Here is an 18998-nt window from a genome sequence, read left to right on the forward strand (position 1 = left end):
CCCTCGCGTCAGGTGCCGACAAGGTCGTCGCGGGCCGGCGAGGCACCGCGAGCACCGGTGTAACCGGTGAAGTCGATGCCTGGCGGATCCCGCCGGTAGTCGAACCCGTGCGGCACGACGGTGCGACCGAGCCGCTGCCGCAGCTTGTAGCGCGCGATCCCGAACCAGAACCGCGGATCGGCGGCCATCTGCCTGAGCGACCTGTCGAGGTTGAACACCTGGGCGAACGTCCGCTCGACGTAGGCGTCCTCGCGGCTCGCGGCGGTGATGGCGTTGAAGACCGGCCAGCTCAGGCGCGCGGTGAGCCCGCGGCGCCAGGCCGCGGCGACCTCCGTCCCGGTCGCGAAGTCGTAGGCCTGGTCACGGGCCATCGCCAGCATCCACGGCACCTGGAGGGACTTCTTCTGCCTGCCGAGGAACTCGCGCGTGAACGCGAGGTCGACGGCGTCACGCCTGCCCAGCACCTCGCCGAGGATGAGCGCGGAACGGGCGGCGGAGCTCATCCCCTGGGCGTAGAAGGGGTTGAAGGCGCAGATCGAGTCACCTACGCACACCAGCCCGATCGGGGGCGCGTCGAGCAGGTCGAAGCGGCGCCACTTGTTGCCGGTCGACCGCGTCAGATGCACCCCCGAGGTCGGCGTGCAGGCACGGGCCGCCTGCGCGAGCACCGGCGTCCGCACACGGTCCAGCGCGTCCTCGAACGCCTCGACCCTGCGCGGCATCTCGATGCCCCACGACCCCATGCACACGATGGCGCGATCCCCCTCGATGGGGAAGAAGTTGCTGAGGAACTCGTGCTCGGCAGGGTGGTCGCCGCCGTCCTGCGTCGGCGTGATGACCAGGTGCTTCCACCACCACGTCTCCGGGCGCCGCTCCGCCGGGGGCAGGTCGTACCAGCGCGAGGTGTAGGTGACCTTGGCGTCGAGCGTCCTCTCCGGCGGCGCGGCCCACCCGTCCGCGCCGAGCCACTCCACGACCGACGAGCCGCGTCCCAGCGCGTCCACCACCAGATCGGCGTCCAGGCGGCCCTCGCCGCCGTACTCGACGCCCTCGACCCGGCCGCTCGCGGTGCGGAGCCCGGTGACCGTCACGCCCTCGCGGATCTCGACGGCCGGCAGCTCACGCACCTGGTCGCGCAGAACCCGCTCGATCAGCACTCGGGAGCTGTACACCATCGTCATCGACCCGGACTTGCGCGGGGCCCAGCCGTCGTTCTCGCAGTAGGCCGCGTCCATCGACGGCATCAGGTGCATCCCGCCCGCGGCGATCAGCGCCTCCTCGAACCCGGGGAAGATCTCGCCGATCGCGCGCCGGCCGGAGTTGAGAAGGAAGTGCGGGTGCTTGCTCTGCGGAACGCCCCGCCGATGCTCGGCCCCCGGCGGCAGCCGATCCCGCTCCAGCACGACCACCCTCTCGAATTGCCGGGCGAGCACCCCCGCGGCGCACAACCCCGCCACGCTCCCGCCCAGCACCACGGCCGTCCCGCCCGGCATCCCGCCACCGCCCATCCATTCATACACTTAATGAGTGAATGTATGATGAGGGCATGGCAAGGTCAACAGGACCGCGGTGCTCTCTCCACTTCGTCGGCCGGGCCCGTCCTGGCCGGAAGAAACCTGCTCAGTCCGTCATGCCGACGCTGAAGGGCGGCACGGGAGGGTCGGAATGTGCGCTGCTGCCCACGACCACGATCTGCCAGCAGGGCTCACGCGCATCGTCGAGCTGGAACCACACGTAAACGACGGGGAAGGGGATGCCGGCTGGATCGCGGGGCGGGGTGGTGGCAGCGGCGGCGAGGCGCTGGGCCAGGATGCCGGCGTGGCTCGTGGTGAACTGCGCCCCAAGGCCGGCCTGCACCACCGTTGTAGCCCGGTCGCCCTGCCAGACCGTGAGCTGGTCACCGGTCACACCGATGCTGGTGATGGTGTCGGCACGGATGAGGTGGACGTCCTCGGTCACTAGCCAGACCACCGGAGAACTCGTGAACGCGTCGGGCTCCATAACAGCGGAGCCTAGAGGCGCCCGACGCGTCCGAAAAGGCATAACCAGGTCCTGAAACGGCTGCGAACACGTGAGACTGGCCCACGCCAGGTCGAGGGGCCCGACGACTATCGCCAGAGGTAGTCGTAGCGGGCCGGAGCCTGGGCGACCATGACCTGTCCGTCCCTGACCTGCCATTCGGTCTGGTGCCCTTGCTCATGGAAGACGAGGAAGAGGCCGGTGACGCGGTCGCCGTCCTCGTCAACGGCGGGAAGGGCGGCGATCCGCCGGACCTGGTCGAGAACATCATCGGAACCGGAAGAGCGAACGGCCCGGGCATAGCACGCGGCGTCGAGCCAGCCCCCTTCCGGAAACGCCCACCCCGCAGGGTCCCCACGGCGGATGATGCGCTCGGCTTCGCCCCTCTGCCCGTGAAACTCCACCCATCCCCGTATGTAAACCCATGCGCTCATGCCGCCATGATGCCGAGGACACTGCTTCACCGAGCAGATTGGGAGTCCCGTGAGCTGGTTGCCCCCTGAGGAGTACGTCCGGACACTTCCGAATGCCACCATGTACGCCGCCTTGTACTTCACCGACGTCGACGGCAATCCCCTCGCCCTGCGCTCAGCACTCAGCGTGGAGACCTGGCAGTTCCCCGGCGGCAACGTCGAGCACGGCGACGCCACCCCGTTCGCCACGGCCGTGCGGGAGTGCAGGGAGGAAACCGGCATCGAGTTCGACGGACCGCCCGTTCTTCTTCTGACGCACTTCCTCCCGGCTCAACCGGCGTGGCCCTGCGCGAAGATCGGGTTCGTCTTCGACGGCGGAACGCTCACGGCCGCCGAACTCGGCCGGATCGTCCTGGACCCGTCCGAGCACACGGAGTGGCGCGTGCAACCGATCGACACGTGGAAGGCGACGATGAGCCCGCGCTCGTTCACCCGAGTCGCGGCCGTGGACGAGGCCAGAAACAGCCGATCCGCGACGTTCCTCTGCGAACCCCCGACGGTGACGTAGCCCGTCCGGACGAGGAACGGGTCTCCTCAGGCTCTCAGCGGGAACCGGCCGGCTGTATCAGTGGCTCGATTCGTTTGGCGATGGCCGGGACGTCGTCGAGGACATGGGTGGCGACCTCCAGAACGGTGGTGAACCGGTCGTTCTCCGCTTTCGGGTTGAAGCGGGCTCCGTTCAGCTTGAGGAAGACGTCCGTCGCGGCGAAGGCGACCCGCTCGTTCCTGTCGGTGAACGGGTGGGAGGTGGTGCGAGTGGAGCAGCGCGGCGGCCTTTTCGAGCAGGGTGGGATAGGGGTCCACGCCGAACGTCACCGTGGACGGCCGCGCTGCGGCGGATGCGACCAGCCCGAAGTCCCGCACGTTGAGATGATCGCCCACGGCCCGGCGCCCGATGGCGACGATCTCCTCGGCCGTGCGCACGCTCACGCGTCGCCCAGCCGGTCCAGCAGGTTCCGGTGGTCGCGGGCGGTCTCGTCGGCGAGTTCGAGCACGTGGGAGAGTTCCCGGCGCTGCCGGTACTCCTCAAGCGCAGTGATCAGGATCGCGTTCTTGGACCTGTGCTCGGCCGTGGCCGCCTCATCGAGCCAGGCGTCCAGGTCATCGGGAAGGCGTGCCGCGAAGGCCATGCCGGGACTTTTCCTGTGTGAGGTCACTCTGGTATCGGCGATGGTACTAAGAACGGTTCGGCGGTGTCGGGGATCGCCTCCCAGGCTCCTTGCCGACTGTGTCTCAGGAGAGGCGGAAGGCGAGGAGGGTCTTGTCGTGGGCGGCCACGAGGGTGCGGTCGCGGGTGGTGAGCGCCCAGCGCTTGGTCGGAGCGGAAGCCGAGGCGGGGTGGTTCCAGACGAGTTCGCCCGTTTCAGCGTCCCAGCCGTAGAGTCCCGCGCCCGTGCCCGTCACGCCGGTGCAGATCATTCCGCCGGCGGCGATCAGCCGGGCGGTGCGGGCCGCGGGCGTGTTGACGGACCAGACCCGGCGGCCGGTGCGGGCGTCGAGCGCGACGAGCTGCGGGTTGTCGAGGATGTAGGCGTACTTCCCGCTGACCAGGAGGCTCCGTTCCTGCCCGCCGGGCGAGGCCGGCGTGTAGGTCCACCGCTCCCGGCCGGTGGACGCGTCCAGGGCGTACAGGGTCGGGCCGCCGGTGTAGACCGTCCCGCCGGCCACCACGAAGTTCTGCGAGAGCTGCGTTTCGTCCTGGGGCTTCGCCGCGGCCTTGGGGAGTTCGACGCTCCAGAGCGTGCGGCCGGTGTCGGCGGCCAGCGCGTAAAGCGTGACGCCCGACGGATTGCGGAAGATCAGGTTCCCGCCGCCCTCGGGGACGAAGGTCAGGCTCCCGTCCGGATCGGACCAGCGGAGCGCGCCCGTCGCCGTGTCGAGCCCGACGAGCAGGCTCTTCGCCCCCTGGTTGCCGATCGCGACGACGGTGCGGTTCGTGATTCCGTAAAGGAAACAGAGCGAGGTCGGGGAGGGCCACTCGTAGGCCCAGAGGCGCGTGCCGGTGGCGGCGTCCACGCCGAAGACGGTGTGGTTCTGGCCGGTGAGGACGAGTACCCCGTTGTCCGGTCCCTGCAACTCGGGGACGTCGTCCCCGCCGGTCACATCGCTGGTCCATCTCACCCGGTGGGACTCGTCCACGGCGATCAGCCGGCCGCCGTCGTCCGGGACCCCGTAGACCAGGTTCGGTCCGAAGGCCGCGACGGAGAACCTGCTGGACCATAGCTGCCGCCCGGTGTCGAGCGAGTGCCAGCGGTACACCGGTCCCTCGTCGTGGGGGACGACCGTCCGGGAGAGGACCTCGACGGCGAAGCCCCGGTCGCCGAGGTCGCCGATCGTCGTCCGCCACAGCGGCTTCGGCGGGGCGGGCCTCCGTCCGGCCCCGCCGTCGGCCGTGGCCAGTGCAGCGGCCGTCCCGCCGCCGACGACGGCGAGTCCCGCGGCGGCGGCGCCGCCGAGCAGCAGCCGCCGGCGGGTGCGGGACCGGGCGAGCTCCCGCATGTCCAGGAGGAGCGTGTCCTCCCGCTGCCGCAACTCCTCGCCGAGGGGGCCCGGAAGCCACCCGGCGGCCGCCGGGTCGGCCGCGAGAAGCGACGGCAGCAGCTCGGTGGGCGGGCGCTCGCCGGGGTCACCGCTCAGGCAGGCGGCCACCAACCGCTCCAGGGACGCCGGGACGCCGTCCAGATCGGGCCCCTCGTGCAGGGTCCGGTGAATGACCGCGGCCAACGCGCCTCTGCCGAACGGGGGACGACCGGTGGCGGCGAAGGCCAGCACCGCCCCGAAGGCGAACACGTCGGCGGACGCGGTGAGCGTTCCGCCGCGGATCTGCTCGGGGGCCATGTAACCGGGGGAGCCGATGATCTGCCCCTCGGAGGTGAGCGCCCGCGTGGGCCCGTCGGCGGACGCGTCGACGGCCCTGCTGATACCGAAGTCGATGACCCGGGGCCCGTCCTTGGCCAGCAGGATGTTGGCCGGTTTGAGGTCGCGGTGCAGCAGCCCCGCCGCGTGGATCGCGATCAGCGCCTCGCCCAGCCCCGCGCCGAGCGTGCGCAGCAGCGGCTCGGGCATCGGCCCGTACCGCTCGACCGTCTCCTTCAGGCTGAGGCCGTTGACGTACGCGGTCGCCAGCCACGGGACGGCCCCGTCCGGCTCGGCCTCGACCACCGGGCTGGTGAACGCGCCGCTGACCCGCTGGGCGGCGGCGACCTCGGCCGCGAACCTGGCCCGGAACCCCGGGTCCCCGGCGAGCTCCGGCCGCACCACCTTGATCGCCACCGCCCGCCCGGCCGGGGACGCGCCCAGGTAGACCCGTCCCATGCCGCCCTCGCCCAGCCGCCGCAGCACCCGGTACCCGCCGATGCGCTCGGGGTCTTCGGGCCCGCGCGCGGCCGTCACGAGCCCGCCCGGAAGCAGAGCAGCCGCTGATGATCGGTCGCGAAGATCGACGAGCCGGACACGACGACGCCCCATTCCCTGGCGCGATGGACATCGCCCCAGTGCACCCACAGCCCCCGGCCGGAGGCCGTGGCGGCGAAGAGGCCGTGGGGCGCGCCGCCACCGAACGCGGCCGCGATGACGTCGTCCGAAGCCGCGTCCCGCCCCGGCTGGTCGACGAACTTCTCCGGGCCGGCCAGCGTCCACGCGGGGGCCCCGGTCGCGCGGTCGTGGGCGTGCAGATCGTCGCCCCTGAAGATCACGTTGCGGCCCGCGAGCAGGACGGAGGGGAACTCCGCGCCGGTGGTCCGCGACCACACCCTCTTCCCCCCGGCCGTGTCGACGGCCTGGAGCGTGTCGGCGAAATTCCCGAAGACCCTGCCGCCGGCGACCGTGATGCCCTGGGTCAGCCACTCCCGCCCGTTTCCGGACCAGTCGACGCTCCAGCGCCTGCGGCCGGTGGCGAGGTCGACGGCGCTGAGCGTGTGCTCGACGTTGAGGTACAGACCGTTCCGGTCGAGGGTGCCCTCGATGACCGAGTCGGCGACGGGGAACCGCCACCTGGCCTTGCCGCCGGCCAGGTCGACGGCCCACACGGCCGGGACGTCCTCGTCCGAGTAGGTCCCCGATTCCAGCAGGACCGCGCCGTCGGCCACGCCGAAGACGGAACCGGGAAACGCGCCGTCCGGCATCGGCAGATGCGTCGGCTCACCGGACGCCGCGTCGACCAGGGTGATCGTCGTCTTCCCGTCGAGACCGCCGCCGTTCGGGAGGACGAACGTCGACTCGTGGACCGCGCCGCCCGGGAACATGCTGACGTCCGCCGTCCACAGCCGCCGCCCCGACGCCGCGTCCACCCCGTACGTCGCGTCCTCGCCGCCCCACAGCACGACACCGCCCGAGACCAGCAGGTGCGACTCGTCGGACGAGACGGGCGCGGGCGGGACGAACGTCCACGCCGGCGCGGGCGCCGTGGCGAGGGCGGTCCCACGGGGCGCGGGCCTGGCGGGCTTGGACTTCCCGCCCGCCAGGGCCCAGCCCGCCGTCCCCGCGCCGATGCCGGTCACGGCGACCGCCGCCCCGGCGCCCAGCCCCAGCACGCGCCGACGCCGCAAGCCACCGGAGACCGTCTCCTCGATCCTCGGCAGCGGCGGCGGCAGCGCCACCGGCCCGGACGAGATCCGGTTCGCCTCGGCCTCCCTGGCCGCCAGGTCCCGGCGCAGGGCCGGGGTGAGGAGCGCTGAGAAGTCAACGGGGGTCAGCGCCGCGAGCACGTCCGCCAGCAGAGGCCGCCGCGCCGGTTCCTTGTCCAGGCAGGCGGCCAGGATGCCCCGCAGCGACGCGGGCAGCCCGTCCAGGCCGGGCTCGCCGTACATGATCTCGTAGAGCAGCGCGCCCGGGTCGCCCTCGCCGAACGGCCGGGCCCCCGTCGCCGCGTAGACCAGCACGCCCCCCAGCGCGAACACGTCCGCCGCGGGCCCCGCGTCCTTGGCCCCGGCGATCTGCTCGGGCGCCAGGTACGCCAGCGTGCCGATCATGCCGCCGGTACGGGTGATCTGCGTGGCGTCGACGACCTTGGCGATCCCGAAGTCGATGATCCTGGGGCCGTCCTCGGCCAGCAGGACGTTGCCGGGCTTGAGGTCGCGGTGCACCAGCCCCGCCCCATGGACGGCCTGCAGCGCCTCGGCGAGCCCCGCACCCAGAGCACGGACCGCGGGTTCGGGCAGCGCCCCACCGTCCTCGACGGCCTCTTTCAACGTGGGCGCGGGCACGAACGCGGCGGCGAACCAGGGCTGCGCCGCGTCCGCGTCGGCGTCCAGCACGGAAGCCGTGTACAGACCGCTGACCTTCCCCGCGGCGCCGATCTCACGGCGGAACCGCTCCCGGAAGCCCGAGTCCCCGACGGACTCAGGCCGGACGACCTTGAGAGCCGCAAGCCGACCACCTGGCGACCGAGCGAGATAGACGACACCCATCCCACCCGCCCCGAGCCGGGCAAGAACCCGATACCCGCCGACGCTGGAGGGATCCCCCGGCTGGAGTGGCCCCATCCCGCTCCCACCTCGACAGAACAAACGTGTCTGTAAGTCTACCGAACCAGCCCCCGGCACACCCTCGACGCCGCAGACGAAGGCCATCTCCATGAGCAGCACACAGAGGGCCCGGTGGGGGGACATGTCACTCCACCAGGGCGCTCAGCAGGCCCTGGCTGACCAGCGAACGGACGTCCCCACTGCGCGCAACGTGGCCATCCGTTCCGCGATCGCCTCCGCTACGCTTCGCCGATGGCGAGGGCGAACGCTGACCCAGGACTCATCGCACAATTTCGGGGTGGCCTGGAAGCCGGCTTGCTGCACGTGACCGACTCGGAGTCCCGTGAGTACTTCGATCCCGACGACTGCGCGAGCGGCTTCGTCGCCGGCCGCACCTTCCTGATCGTTGGCACGGCCTGCTTCGTTGACGATCTCGTAGAGGTGCGCGTCCGCAGTAATGGCTCGCGCAGTCACCGCAACCACGACCAATTCGCAACAGAGGTCGATGTGACACTGAGGTGACGAGCCGGCGCCGCCGGGTCGGAGGAGCCGTCTCGGGTAGCACTGCGCCGACACGTGGCCTACAAGGAGCGGGGACGCTCCCTACCGAGAGGCCGCCAGGCAGCCGCATGGCAGGCGTGACCAGGGTATCCGCGCCAATCTCGCCGCAGCGGCCTCGGACGCCTCCATGTCACGGCGAACACCACGGCCACCCGCGAACTGGCCAAGCCCACTGACTTCCACAACCGCGCCGCCCGGGAAACCGCCCGCCACCGGAACGCGATATGGAAGCGCCTTGCGCGGCAGCGGAGACGCCCACGATCCCCGACCACGCATCGCTGCGAGGCTGCGCCACCGCAAGCCGATTCGGGGGACCGGCCGCGTCGCCCCTAACTCGACTTGCGGTTCTTGCGGCGGCTGCGCCAAGCGGAGAAAGCCTGAGAGGCCCTGATCACAAAGGAAGGGTCTCCGCCACCCTGCAGCGACTGTGTCCCGATGAAGTTCGCATTGGGATCCTGACGTCGCTCATACTCGGCGTTGCTCTGCCCAGGAATGCGCTTTTCGGGTGCGGCCATCATTGCTCCAACAGTCGTTGTGGATCTTGCCTCACAGAACAAGTCGCCCTTTCAACACTCTGACGCAACCCGTCGCGCTCCGGTTGCCCCTACGGGGACAACCATGGCCACCCACCGCACCCCCCGCCTCAGAGTGCGTCCACCAAGGCCGTCAACCAGGCGCGCAGCGCGATCCACCACTTTCGCAGCAGGGGCCTGCCTCTCGCAGCCAGCGCGGCATCGTCTCGCGACATTGCTGTCGCACCCGCTACCACGGACTCGATCCGACAAGCCGAGCCACGAGTGAGACATCCAGAGGGCAGAGGAGGGCGAGCGAGATGGTTCGGCAGCTCCCGGAAAGGGGCGGATCGTGAGGCAGATGAGCCAGGACGAGCTGCTCGTCCTCCCCACCACGGTCAGCGTCGAGACCGCAGCCCGCGCCCTCGGGGTCGGACGTACACGCGCCTACCAGCTCGCCCGGCGAAGCAGTTCCCTGCAAGGGAATCCGCATCGGCACGAGCTACCGCATCGTGACGGTCGCTCCCGAACGCGTCCCCGGCAGCCACGTCCCCCGTAAGGATCCTTAGCGAACCGAAGGCGGTTTTGGTCCGTAGTGGGCATATCCGGTCTTCGGGTTCGGAACAAGGGACGACGTATGAGGCTCGGCAGGCTGACCACGGCCGCTGAACGCATCGGCAGGTGGACCGCCGACGAGCAGTGGCGGACGCCGTGCTTGCGTTTGAGTGCGCTCGAACTTCTAGCGTCGCCGGCATGACATCTCAAGCAGGGACTTCGCGGACATGGATCATCACTGGCGCGTCGGCGGGCTTCGGGCGCGCCATCGCGGAGTGCGCGGTCGGGCGGGGCGACAACGTGGTGCTGGCCGTGCGGCGGCCCGGGTCGGTGGCCGACCTCGCGGACGCCCACCGCGGCCAGGTGCTGGTCGTCGAGTTCGACGTGCGTGACACCGGGCGCGCCGGGGACGTCGTACGGTCGGCGGTCGACCGCTTCGGTCGGGTGGACGTGCTGGTGAACAACGCCGGCCGCGGGGTCGTCGGCGCGGCTGAGGAGGTCGGCGAGGAGGAGCTTCGTGCGTCTTTGGAATTGCACCTGCTGGGTCCGGCGGCGCTCGTGCGGGCCGTCCTGCCGTACTTCCGCGAGCAGGGGTCGGGCACGATCGTGCAGATGAGCAGCCAGGGCGGGCGCATCTCCTTCCCCGGTGTCGGCGCGTACTCGGCCGGCAAGTTCGCGCTCGAAGGCTGGTCGGAGGCGCTGGCCGGCGAGGTCGCGCCGTTCGGGGTCCGGGTGATGATCGTCGAGCCGAGCCGGTTCCGCACCTCCTTCAACGCGCCCGACGTGCTCGGGATCGCCGACGCCAGCACCGCCTACACCGGCCTCCTGCGAGCCGTCCGCAACGACATGGCGAGCGCCGACGGGATCCAGGAGGGCGATCCGGTACGGGCCGCGGAGATCATCGTGGACCTGGTCGCCGGTGACGAGGTGCCGTTGCGCCTTCCGCTCGGGCGTGAGGCGGTCGAGCGCATCGGAAGGTCCTACCGGCAGAACCTGGAGGAGCTCGAACGCTGGGCCCCTACCGCACGTGCCGCCGATTTCCCCGGCGCCGCCGCATCCGCCCGGCCGATCTAGAGTGGCGCCATGGCCACGGACGATCTGATGTCGAAGGCGCTCGCCGCCCTCGACGAGGTCGACGGCCCGATGTCGGTCGAGGTGATCCACCGCCTTGTCGACGTCGGCGCCGCCACCGACCCCATGACCATCACAGAGGTCGCCGACCTGCTCGACATGTCGCCGCACACGCTGCGCTACTACGAGCGGATCGGGCTGGTCCAGGTGGGCCGCGACGCCAGCGGACACCGCAGCTACGACGCGCAGGCGGTACGGCGACTGGTGTTCCTGACCCGCATGCGCCTGTCCGGGATGGCCATGCGCGACCTCCAGCACTACATGCGGCTGGCCGACGAGGGCGAGGGCACCGTCCCCGAGCGCCTCGACCTGCTGCTCGAACACCGCGACACGATCCGCCGCCAACTCAAGGAACTGACCCTGTCCCTGGCGGCGACCGAATACAAGATCGCCACCTACGGCGGCCACACCGGCCCGTCATCAGCGGGCAAGGCCTGACCAACCGAACCGTGCCGAACGGATCCACCCTTAGCCGGCACATCAACGCCGACGGCATCCACTAGAGACCAAGCTGATCAAGAGACAGATGCACGGCCGGGCGCGCTTCCACCTCCTGCGCCACCGAATCCTCCTCGGATGAGCCTCACCCTCCGCTACCACCGAAAGAGCGACAGAGCCGAAAACCCTAGAGTCCCGGGCTGTCCGGCCTACGGCCGGACAGCCCCTCACAAGATCTTCAGCAGTCTTCTAGGACGTGTTTCAAAGGCGGGCCAGTAGCCAGTCGTTGATGCAGGCGATGTGGAGAACGTCATGGCTGCCGCAAGGGTGGCTGTAGGGCGGGCTTCAGTCGGTGCTCTGGGTGTTGCCGGTGGCGGGGTCGACGGCGGCGGCGAGGGCGTGGATGAGTGGGTTGGTGTCGTTGGCGCGCCAGGCGAAGGCCCATTGAATGGGTGGGGCGTCGCGGACGGGGACGTAGGCCACGTTGGGGCGGGGGTAGTAGCGGGGCGCCTCTCCTGCCGCGGCGGCGACGGCCGTTCCGTCTCCGATCGTCTTCAGTTCGTCCTCCCAGTCGGAGACGATCGGGCCGCGGGCGATGGGACGCCCGGAGGGAGTGTGGAAGGGATGGAACGTCTCCTCCATGGGAGCCGATATCGCCGACCGGTGCGCGATGAAGGTCAGGTCGCCGAAGTCTTCCAAAGTGACCGATGCGCGGTCGGCGTAGGGGTGGGAGGCGGACATGGCGAGGACGACCGATGATGTGTGGGTGACCGGGCCGATGGTGATGTCGGGTTCGCCGACCGGAAGCCACAGGAGGGCCACGTCGAGCTCGCCCTTCCGCAGCGGGGTGAGCGGGTCGACGGTGTTGATCTCGCGGTGCACGAGCTGGACGTCGGGGTGCTGGGTCCGGAACCGGTCCAGGATCCCCTGGATGAGCAGTCCCTGCGGCCCCATGCTGCCGAGTGTGAGGACACCGCTGATTCCCCGGGCGATCAGCCTGGCGCGTTCCAGGCTGGTGTTGAGGTCGGCGTAGACCAGTTGCAGGTCGTCGCGGAGTTGCCGACCCAGCGGGGTGAGGTGGACCTGGCGGCGGTTGGAGCGGTCGAACAGCTCTCCGCCCAGGCGGCGTTCCTGTTGGCTGATCGCTTGACTGATGCGGGGCTGGGACACGTGCAGGCGCTCGGCGGCGCGGCCGAAGTGCAGCTCTTCGGCCACCGTCAGGAAGATCTCGATGTCCCGGAGCTCCACTGGCGTCCCTCCGCAGAAATAACCCGTGTGTTATCGACGTACGCGCGAAGTCTATCTTGATCGATTTTGGTGTTTCGAAGAGAGTGGACCGCAGGTCACCACGCAATCAGCCGAGGAGACCAGTGGGCGGCATGCGCGCCTCAAGGCCGCAAGCAGCCCTGCGCGCGTCAGTCGGGCGGGCGCGAGATCCACGGTGACCCCGGCCTCGGACTTTGACGAGAGCGCGTGGGGCGAGAACACCGATCTATGACGAGCACATTGGTCAGGCAGGGGAGGACAAGGATGTTGCGGGAAATGCGCTACCGCGGACCGTCGCTGGAGGAGCTGCACGAGAACTACGCCAAACGGCACCGGATCGACAAGGCCGCGCCCATCCATTCCGCGCACGAGGTGGTGATCGACGCACCGGCCGAGCGCGTATGGGCCCTGCTCGCCGACCCTGCTGGATGGCCGAGCTTCGACCCGGCCATCCGCGACGTACGCGTCGCAGGCAGTGACGGCGCCGCGGTGGACATGCAGTTCGTCTGGGTGAACGGGCGCACCACCATCACCTCACGGTTCGCTGTCGTCGAGCCTCTTCGCGAGATCACCTGGACTGGCACGGCGATGGGCTCACGCGCCGCCCACCGGCACCTCATCACGCCCCACCAGGACGGAACCACCCTCCTGCGAACCGAGGAGTCCATGTCTGGCGCCCTTCTCGGCCTCTTCTACAACAGCGCAAAGCTGCACGCCGAGCTCATCCGCTGGCTCACCTCGATCAAAGCCGCCGCACAGCAGTGATGACACCCAGGTACTCCACCGCCTGCACCGCCACCCGAAAAGCATCAGGCCTGGTCGTTAGGCGGGTCTGATTAACCCCCAGGAGTACACCGGTGCCCGAGGGGCTGTACCAAGCACAAACCCGGCGGGTCACTAGTTGATCAGCCGGATGCCATGACGGCGCAGGCAGGGCGGTTGACGGCCGAGGAGTAGGCATTGTCGGCCCGTACCCGCTCTGGCCGGGCGTGGCGCGCCCGGGCCCGATCCGCGGCCCCGCGAGTGCCTCCAGCACGGCCTGGAACGGGGTGAGTCACCGCGCTGTCCGGCGTTACCAGCAGCGCCAGTACTCCTGGCCCTGTCCGCAGGCCAGGTGGATCTTGGTGGTGAGCCCGCCGCGTGAGCGCCCCAGCCTGTGGTCGGCGGTTCAGGTGAGCCGCTACCGCTCGGCGGCCCATGCTGGGGGCCGGTGCGGGCACCGGCGGCGTGCCGGTGGGCACGGCAGACGGTGGAATCCACCCCGACCTGCCGGGTGATCAGTCCGTCCGCATCGGCGCAGGACTGCGAACAGGTGAGGATCTGGGCCAGATCCCGGCCCGCTGGCACGGCTCTGGCACGAAGACGAGAAACGGCCCCGAGGAAGAGCAGAAGCCCAGGTCGCCGGACGCCGGTTGACCTGGGCTTTTGGGGTGGGAGCGGGCGACGGGAATCGAACCCGCGTAGCCAGTTTGGAAGCGGCAGTTGAACACCTCTCGGAGATCGCCCCCGACCCACTAAACTGCAGGTCAGAGGCTGTTTCGTATGCCATCCTGTGCTCGCCGATGTCGCTCGGATTTCCATGATCCAGTGACAAATGAGCGACAAATGATCTTCGGGGGATCATGGGTTTCACACGCAAGCGCAAGGGGCCCGAGGGCACCCGATACCAAGCGCTTTATGACGACGCTCGGGGCGTCCGCCAGACGGCCGGCACCTTCGGCACCCGCAAGGAGGCCGACCGCGCCTGGCACGAGCCGAGTCCCGCATCGCCGAGGGCAAAGCGGGCGACCCCCGCCGAGCCCGCCAGACCTTCCGCACCTACGTCGAGGAACGCTGGTTCCCGAACCACCGCATCGAGGCATCGACCCGCCAGGACTACGCCTACGCCCTCGCCTCCCACGTCATGCCGTACTTCGCCGACATGAAGCTGCAGGACATCACCTCAGAGACCGTCCGCGAGTGGATCACGCACCTCAAGAAGCAGGGCGCCTCCGCCTACCGCATCAAGTACTGCAAGACGGCGATCCTCAACGCCATCTTCACCACCGCCGTCAACGACGGCGTCCTCGTCTACCACCCGAGCCGCGGCGTGAAGACCGACCCCGTCCCCGAGAAGCCGCGCCAGATCATCACCGCCGACCAGTTCGCCCGCATCTACGAGGCCCTCCCGGACGCGACCGCCCAACTCCTCGTCGAGACCGACATCGAAAGCGGCCTCCGCTGGGGCGAACTGACCGAACTCCGCGTCAAAGACCTCGACTTCGCCACCGGCATCCTCACCGTCAGCAGCTCCGTGGTCGAACTCGTCCCCAAGTTCCACCCCGAAGGCCGCCGCTTCCTGGTGAAGGACTACCCCAAGGGCAAGCGCTGGCGCCGCTTCAAGCTCAGCCCTCAGATCGTCGCCAAGCTAAAAGCCCACACAGAAGCCAACAACCTCGCCCCCGACGACCTCTTCTTCAGCCGCCACCGAGCCGAGCCGCCCAACCTCGAACTCCTAGACCCCGACGCCCTCACCTTCGAAGCCCCGAACGGCCACACCTACACCCACGGAACGACCACGGCCTACAGCCTCGGCAAGTGCAAATGCCACCACTGCCGAGCCGCCTACGCCGCCTACCGGGCCGAGCGCCGCGCCCAGGGCAAGGACAACCCCCGCAAGCCCCGCGTCATCGACGACTACCCCCACATCTCCGCGAACTGGTTCCGCACCCGCTGCTGGCACCCGGCCCGAGCCGCCGCCGACCTCGGCTGGTCACCCCGCATCCACGACCTCCGCCACGCCCACGCCTCCTGGCTCCTGGCCGGCGGCGCCGACCTGTAGGTCGTTAAAGAACGCCTCGGCCACCGCAAGATCTCCACAACCGAGCGCTACCTCCACACCCTCCCCACCGCCGACGAAACCGCCTTGGAGGCCCTAGCCAAGATCCGCGCCACCCAGGGCAGCCAGGACGCACCCTCAGACCTAGAAGCCCAACTAGCCGAAGCCCAAGCAAAGATCACCCAACTACAGGCCGTCCTAGCCGACCAGCTGATCGCCCAGCACACCGAATCAAGACCGAACCTGCGCTCCGTGTAGCGCGCCTCAGGATGGATCCGGGAGCGGAGGAGTCGACATGATGGCGTCCACGTACTCGGAGGCCGAGGTTCGCGAGTGAGGCCGCGAGCCTGTCTCGTCTTCCCGCAGCGAGGAAATGCGTCAGGCCAAGACCCACTAGCTCGTACGTGAGTTCTGCCCTCTCGCCGGGACAGTCGGCTCCTACCATTGGTAGGATTGAGTCGTGGACGCCAAGCGAACTCCCGCCAACCAGCCTCTTCGTGTCGCGAAGCGCCGCAAGACCGCGAGTGGGCACAGCGCGACCGAGAAGTTGTCGGCCACCATCCGCCGCGGCCGCAAGGCCGAGATCCGCGAACAGGCCCGCAAGCTGGGCCTGTCCGATTCCGCCTACGTTGATGAAGCGATCGCGGCCAAGCTCCAACTCGACGCCCTCGCCGAGTTCGTTGACGAGCTGGAAGAACAGCACGGGCCGTTCAGCGAGGACGAGATCCAGGCCGCCCTCGCCTCCTGGCCGTCTGCGCAAGATCAGTGAGCGCCGCTCGAGGCCGTCGGGCCACCAGGCTTGGCGGGATCCTGGTACTCGACAACGACGCCATCAACAAGGCGGCCACGGACCGCAACATTGCGATCTTCTTCGCTGCTGCGCTGCGCAAGCAGGCACGATTGGTCACGTCCAGTGTCGTGCTGACGGAGATCTTGCGCGGCTCCGACCGTGACACGAAACTGAACCACGTGCTGTCCAGCACCAGAACGGTCGTCGAGCCTGTCACCGAGGACCTTGCACGCGCTGCCGGGAAACTGATCGGTGACGCGGGGTTCGACTCGACGGAGGTTGTTGACGCTCTGGTCGCCGCGACGGCTCACATGTACGCCGACCGGGCGGAAGCGGCAGGACAACAGCCCGATGTGCTGATTTTGACCGCCGACGCCACCCACCCGCCGGGGCTGGCCGGTGACCGAAAGGGAATAAGAGTGCAGAACGTGATGGACATTCACTCTTCCTGAAGCCCGATTGGCGCGACCCACTGGACGCTGGGGGATGGCCGTATCGGCGGCGGAATCGAAGTGTCGGCAGCCCTCGGTGGCAGTGGTGGCAGCAGAGCGGGCTTCACCCCATGCCGGCCGGCGGCGGACGCTGTGCTTGCGTTTGAGTGCGCTCGAACTTCTAGCGTCCCTGGCATGACATCTCAAGCAGGGACTCAGCGGACATGGATCATCACTGGCGCGTCTTCGGGCTTCGGCCGTGCCATCGCCGAGTGCGCGGTCGGGCGGGGCGACAACGTGGTGCTGGCCGTGCGGCGGCCCGGGTCGGTGGCCGACCTCGCGGACGCCCACCGCGACCAGGTACTGATCGCCGAGTTCGACGTGCGTGACACCGGGCGCGCCGGAGACGTCGTACAGGCGGCGGTCGAGCGGTTCGGTCGGGTGGCTGGCCGAACGAGGGCGACGACACCGTCCCCGAGCGCCTCGACCTGCTGCTCGAACACCGCGACACGATCCGCCGCCAGCTCAAGGAGCTGACCCTGTCCCTGGCGGCGACTGAGTACAAGATCGCCACCTACGGCGGCCACACCGGCCCGTCATCAGCGGGCAAGGCCCGACCAACCGGCACTGAACCGCGCCGACCGGGCCCACCGCGTCCAATCGGCACGATCCCCCCGTCTTCAGCACTCGGGCGAAGACATCGGCTCGACGCGGACGTCATGATCGGCGCCGACGACATCCACCCGCGGACCCGCCAGATCATCGATCCGGACGCACGGGAGCGGGGAACCGCGTTGAGGACGCAAACTCCGCCACCGTGCTGATCCTCCGCCGGTGCCGGTCAGACCGTGATCAGAAGCGCCGCAGTCGAACCAGGATGACGGCCAGACGTGCCAGATCCCAGTGACAGTGGGTGACAAATGATCTTTAGGAGGGCGGCCAACATCGCCCCATAGAGCTCTGAGCTGGGGAAATTAGAGAGCGGGCGACGGGAAGGACAGATCCGCGCGTACGAGTGCTCTGGCTCGCAGGGGGCGGGGGAAGTGTGCTCCCGAGTCGTGCTCGATCTGCCTTGCCCTTCGGCATTCACATCAAGGCAGATCAACGCCCGCCTTCTTGAGGTACTTGTAAGCGCGCGCGCCCTAGACATTCCTCGGCCGTGTCAGCATCGACTCGAACCCAACTTCCGGCAAGTGGTCCTCCGCTTGCGTGAAACGTCCAAGGGCGGGCCCCACGCTCGGCATCGACTCTGAGAAGCGCGTTCACGCCCTGCTCTAAGAGCCACTCCAGTAGGAAGCTGGCATCATCCATGGCGGAACCATATCGGCGGCGTCGCGGCCTGGTGACGGCCGTTTGCTGAGCACCTGGCGACAGCTGCACGACGCGCGGCGGGGCGCTCGCCGCCCCTTGACCGGCCGCGCAGGTCGTCGTCGTTGATGTCCGACCTTCAGAGCCCTCAATAGGCGGACGGGTTGTACCCTGGCTCGCGGCAGGCGCCCTGGCGCTACTTGGAGTCGGTAGCCTGATTCGTCCGAGGGTAAAAGTGAAGCGTTGGCTCGCGTCCCGGCAAAGGTCCTGACCTACTCACGATCGACTCATACGGCCTCACCCACATCCGAGGCGATCACATGTTCGGAAAGTACACCGCAGTCGGACTAAGCACTGGCCTCCTGGTCGGTGCTGTAGGCACTTACCTCCAAGATGTCGACCATCCAAACAGCGACTCCGTTATCGGAACCGGGGTGCTGGGGGCGCTCGCTGGGTTCCTTGCCGGTTTCCTAACGGCAGTCACCACTCTGGCGCTCCGCCGCCTGCAGGATCGACGGGCCAGTCGAAGCGATTAGGGCCGCGAGAAGAAGCAGCGCGCAAGGCGGTTGCCCAACTCAACAGCGGCGCTCAGCACGTCGAGGCCCTAAAACCGATGCCGGAGCACGAAGGGTCGTCCTGCCGACGGCGATCCTGCCCGAGCTTGGGCGCACCTCGACGCCTACGCCGAGCCCGGCCCGAACGGACGGGTGTTCGCCGTCCCGGAGGGCGGCGCGCCACAAGCGAGCGTGACAAGAAGATCGCCGATGGACTCAACCTGATGATCGGAGGGCGGCTGATGGTGCCACCGCCGGACGAGCCGGAGGGGCCGTCAGGAGCGCTCATCCCGGCCTGATCTGGCACGAAGACGAGGAACAGCCCCGAGGAAGAGCAGAAGCCCAGGTCGCCGAACGCCGGTTGACCTGGGCTTTTGGGGTGGGAGCGGGCGACGGGAATCGAACCCGCGTAGCCAGTTTGGAAGACTGGGGCTCTACCATTGAGCTACGCCCGCGGAGCGTGTGAAGCCTGGTGGGCCTCGGTCGCCATCCCGTAGCGTACAGGGTTCTCGGGGTGGACGTGTCCGGGGCGGAGCGGGCGGGGGCCGATCGGGACTACACTTCTCGCGTCATCGCGTTCGGCGGTGGTGTGCGGGCTGTAGCGCAGTTTGGTAGCGCACTGGCTTTGGGTGCCAGGGGTCGTGGGTTCAAATCCCGCCAGCCCGACCGTTGACCCG

16 protein-coding genes and 2 tRNA genes are annotated in these 18998 nt (G+C 69.1%); 10 read left to right on the forward strand and 8 right to left on the reverse strand.

Annotated elements, in window-relative coordinates; genetic code table 11:
• Positions 1 to 8 precede the first annotated feature (8 nt).
• From BJY14_RS32060 to BJY14_RS32070, 3 genes are all read right to left on the reverse strand, one after another.
• On the reverse strand, positions 9 to 1520 hold the full coding sequence (locus BJY14_RS32060; protein ID WP_218905683.1) for an NAD(P)/FAD-dependent oxidoreductase: 1512 nt from the start codon (positions 1518 to 1520) through the stop codon (positions 9 to 11).
• Positions 1521 to 1620: 100 nt separating this feature from the next.
• Complete coding sequence (locus BJY14_RS32065; protein WP_179847030.1) at positions 1621 to 2001, reverse strand: hypothetical protein; 381 nt, start codon at positions 1999 to 2001, stop codon at positions 1621 to 1623.
• Between the two features lie 107 nt (positions 2002 to 2108).
• Positions 2109 to 2453 (reverse strand): hypothetical protein, encoded by a 345-nt coding sequence (locus BJY14_RS32070; RefSeq protein WP_179847031.1) that lies wholly within the window; start codon positions 2451 to 2453, stop codon positions 2109 to 2111.
• Between the two features lie 100 nt (positions 2454 to 2553).
• Here BJY14_RS32070 and BJY14_RS32075 point away from each other — a divergent pair, with 100 nt between their 5' ends.
• Entirely contained in the window at positions 2554 to 3000 is a 447-nt protein-coding gene (locus BJY14_RS32075; protein ID WP_179849772.1) for an NUDIX domain-containing protein, read from the forward strand.
• 418 nt (positions 3001 to 3418) lie between these two features.
• Here the strand turns inward: BJY14_RS32075 and BJY14_RS32080 are convergent, their stop codons facing one another.
• The 3 genes from BJY14_RS32080 to BJY14_RS32090 form a co-directional block, all read right to left on the reverse strand.
• A complete protein-coding gene (locus BJY14_RS32080) occupies positions 3419 to 3622 on the reverse strand; it encodes a ribbon-helix-helix domain-containing protein (protein WP_179847032.1) in 204 nt (67 codons plus the stop codon).
• A 103-nt stretch (positions 3623 to 3725) separates the two neighbouring features.
• Positions 3726 to 5885 (reverse strand): serine/threonine-protein kinase, encoded by a 2160-nt coding sequence (locus tag BJY14_RS32085; RefSeq protein WP_312879498.1) that lies wholly within the window; start codon positions 5883 to 5885, stop codon positions 3726 to 3728.
• Positions 5882 to 8101, reverse strand: coding sequence for a serine/threonine-protein kinase (locus BJY14_RS32090; RefSeq protein ID WP_312879499.1), 2220 nt, complete (start codon positions 8099 to 8101; stop codon positions 5882 to 5884). Before BJY14_RS32090 ends, BJY14_RS32085 begins: the two co-directional genes overlap by 4 nt.
• 108 nt (positions 8102 to 8209) lie before the next feature.
• Here BJY14_RS32090 and BJY14_RS32095 point away from each other — a divergent pair, with 108 nt between their 5' ends.
• The 3 genes from BJY14_RS32095 (at position 8210) to BJY14_RS32105 (ending at position 11154) form a co-directional block, all read left to right on the forward strand.
• The gene (locus tag BJY14_RS32095) at positions 8210 to 8479 is read left to right on the forward strand and encodes a hypothetical protein (protein WP_179847035.1); all 270 of its coding nucleotides are present in this window, start codon (positions 8210 to 8212) and stop codon (positions 8477 to 8479) included.
• 1304 nt (positions 8480 to 9783) lie between these two features.
• Positions 9784 to 10659 carry an SDR family NAD(P)-dependent oxidoreductase gene (locus BJY14_RS32100; RefSeq protein ID WP_179847036.1) on the forward strand — a complete coding sequence of 292 codons (876 nt, stop codon included), beginning with the start codon at positions 9784 to 9786 and terminating at the stop codon, positions 10657 to 10659.
• Positions 10660 to 10668: 9 nt separating this feature from the next.
• Complete coding sequence (locus BJY14_RS32105; RefSeq protein ID WP_179847037.1) at positions 10669 to 11154, forward strand: MerR family transcriptional regulator; 486 nt, start codon at positions 10669 to 10671, stop codon at positions 11152 to 11154.
• Positions 11155 to 11499: 345 nt separating this feature from the next.
• Here the strand turns inward: BJY14_RS32105 and BJY14_RS32110 are convergent, their stop codons facing one another.
• Positions 11500 to 12402, reverse strand: coding sequence for a LysR family transcriptional regulator (locus tag BJY14_RS32110; RefSeq protein ID WP_179847038.1), 903 nt, complete (start codon positions 12400 to 12402; stop codon positions 11500 to 11502).
• Positions 12403 to 12684: 282 nt separating this feature from the next.
• Between BJY14_RS32110 and BJY14_RS32115 the strand changes: the two genes are divergently transcribed.
• The 5 genes from BJY14_RS32115 (at position 12685) to BJY14_RS32140 (ending at position 16996) form a co-directional block, all read left to right on the forward strand.
• Positions 12685 to 13185 carry an SRPBCC family protein gene (locus BJY14_RS32115; protein ID WP_218905684.1) on the forward strand — a complete coding sequence of 167 codons (501 nt, stop codon included), beginning with the start codon at positions 12685 to 12687 and terminating at the stop codon, positions 13183 to 13185.
• 1087 nt (positions 13186 to 14272) lie between these two features.
• Positions 14273 to 15241 (forward strand): tyrosine-type recombinase/integrase, encoded by a 969-nt coding sequence (locus tag BJY14_RS32125; protein WP_312879805.1) that lies wholly within the window; start codon positions 14273 to 14275, stop codon positions 15239 to 15241.
• Positions 15242 to 15698: 457 nt separating this feature from the next.
• Positions 15699 to 16007 carry a hypothetical protein gene (locus tag BJY14_RS32130; RefSeq protein WP_179847039.1) on the forward strand — a complete coding sequence of 103 codons (309 nt, stop codon included), beginning with the start codon at positions 15699 to 15701 and terminating at the stop codon, positions 16005 to 16007.
• Positions 16004 to 16480 (forward strand): PIN domain-containing protein, encoded by a 477-nt coding sequence (locus tag BJY14_RS32135; protein WP_179847040.1) that lies wholly within the window; start codon positions 16004 to 16006, stop codon positions 16478 to 16480. Before BJY14_RS32130 ends, BJY14_RS32135 begins: the two co-directional genes overlap by 4 nt.
• Positions 16481 to 16654: 174 nt before the next feature.
• The gene (locus BJY14_RS32140; RefSeq protein WP_179847041.1) at positions 16655 to 16996 is read left to right on the forward strand and encodes an SDR family NAD(P)-dependent oxidoreductase; all 342 of its coding nucleotides are present in this window, start codon (positions 16655 to 16657) and stop codon (positions 16994 to 16996) included.
• 1709 nt (positions 16997 to 18705) lie between these two features.
• Here BJY14_RS32140 and BJY14_RS32145 read toward each other — a convergent pair.
• Positions 18706 to 18776, reverse strand: a tRNA-Gly gene (locus BJY14_RS32145).
• A 137-nt stretch (positions 18777 to 18913) separates the two neighbouring features.
• Between BJY14_RS32145 and BJY14_RS32150 the strand changes: the two genes are divergently transcribed.
• Positions 18914 to 18987, forward strand: a tRNA-Pro gene (locus tag BJY14_RS32150).
• Positions 18988 to 18998: the final 11 nt, after the last annotated feature.

Origin of the sequence: Actinomadura luteofluorescens, assembly GCF_013409365.1 — a bacterium.
In the GTDB taxonomy this organism is placed as follows: Bacteria; Actinomycetota; Actinomycetes; order Streptosporangiales; family Streptosporangiaceae; genus Spirillospora; species Spirillospora luteofluorescens.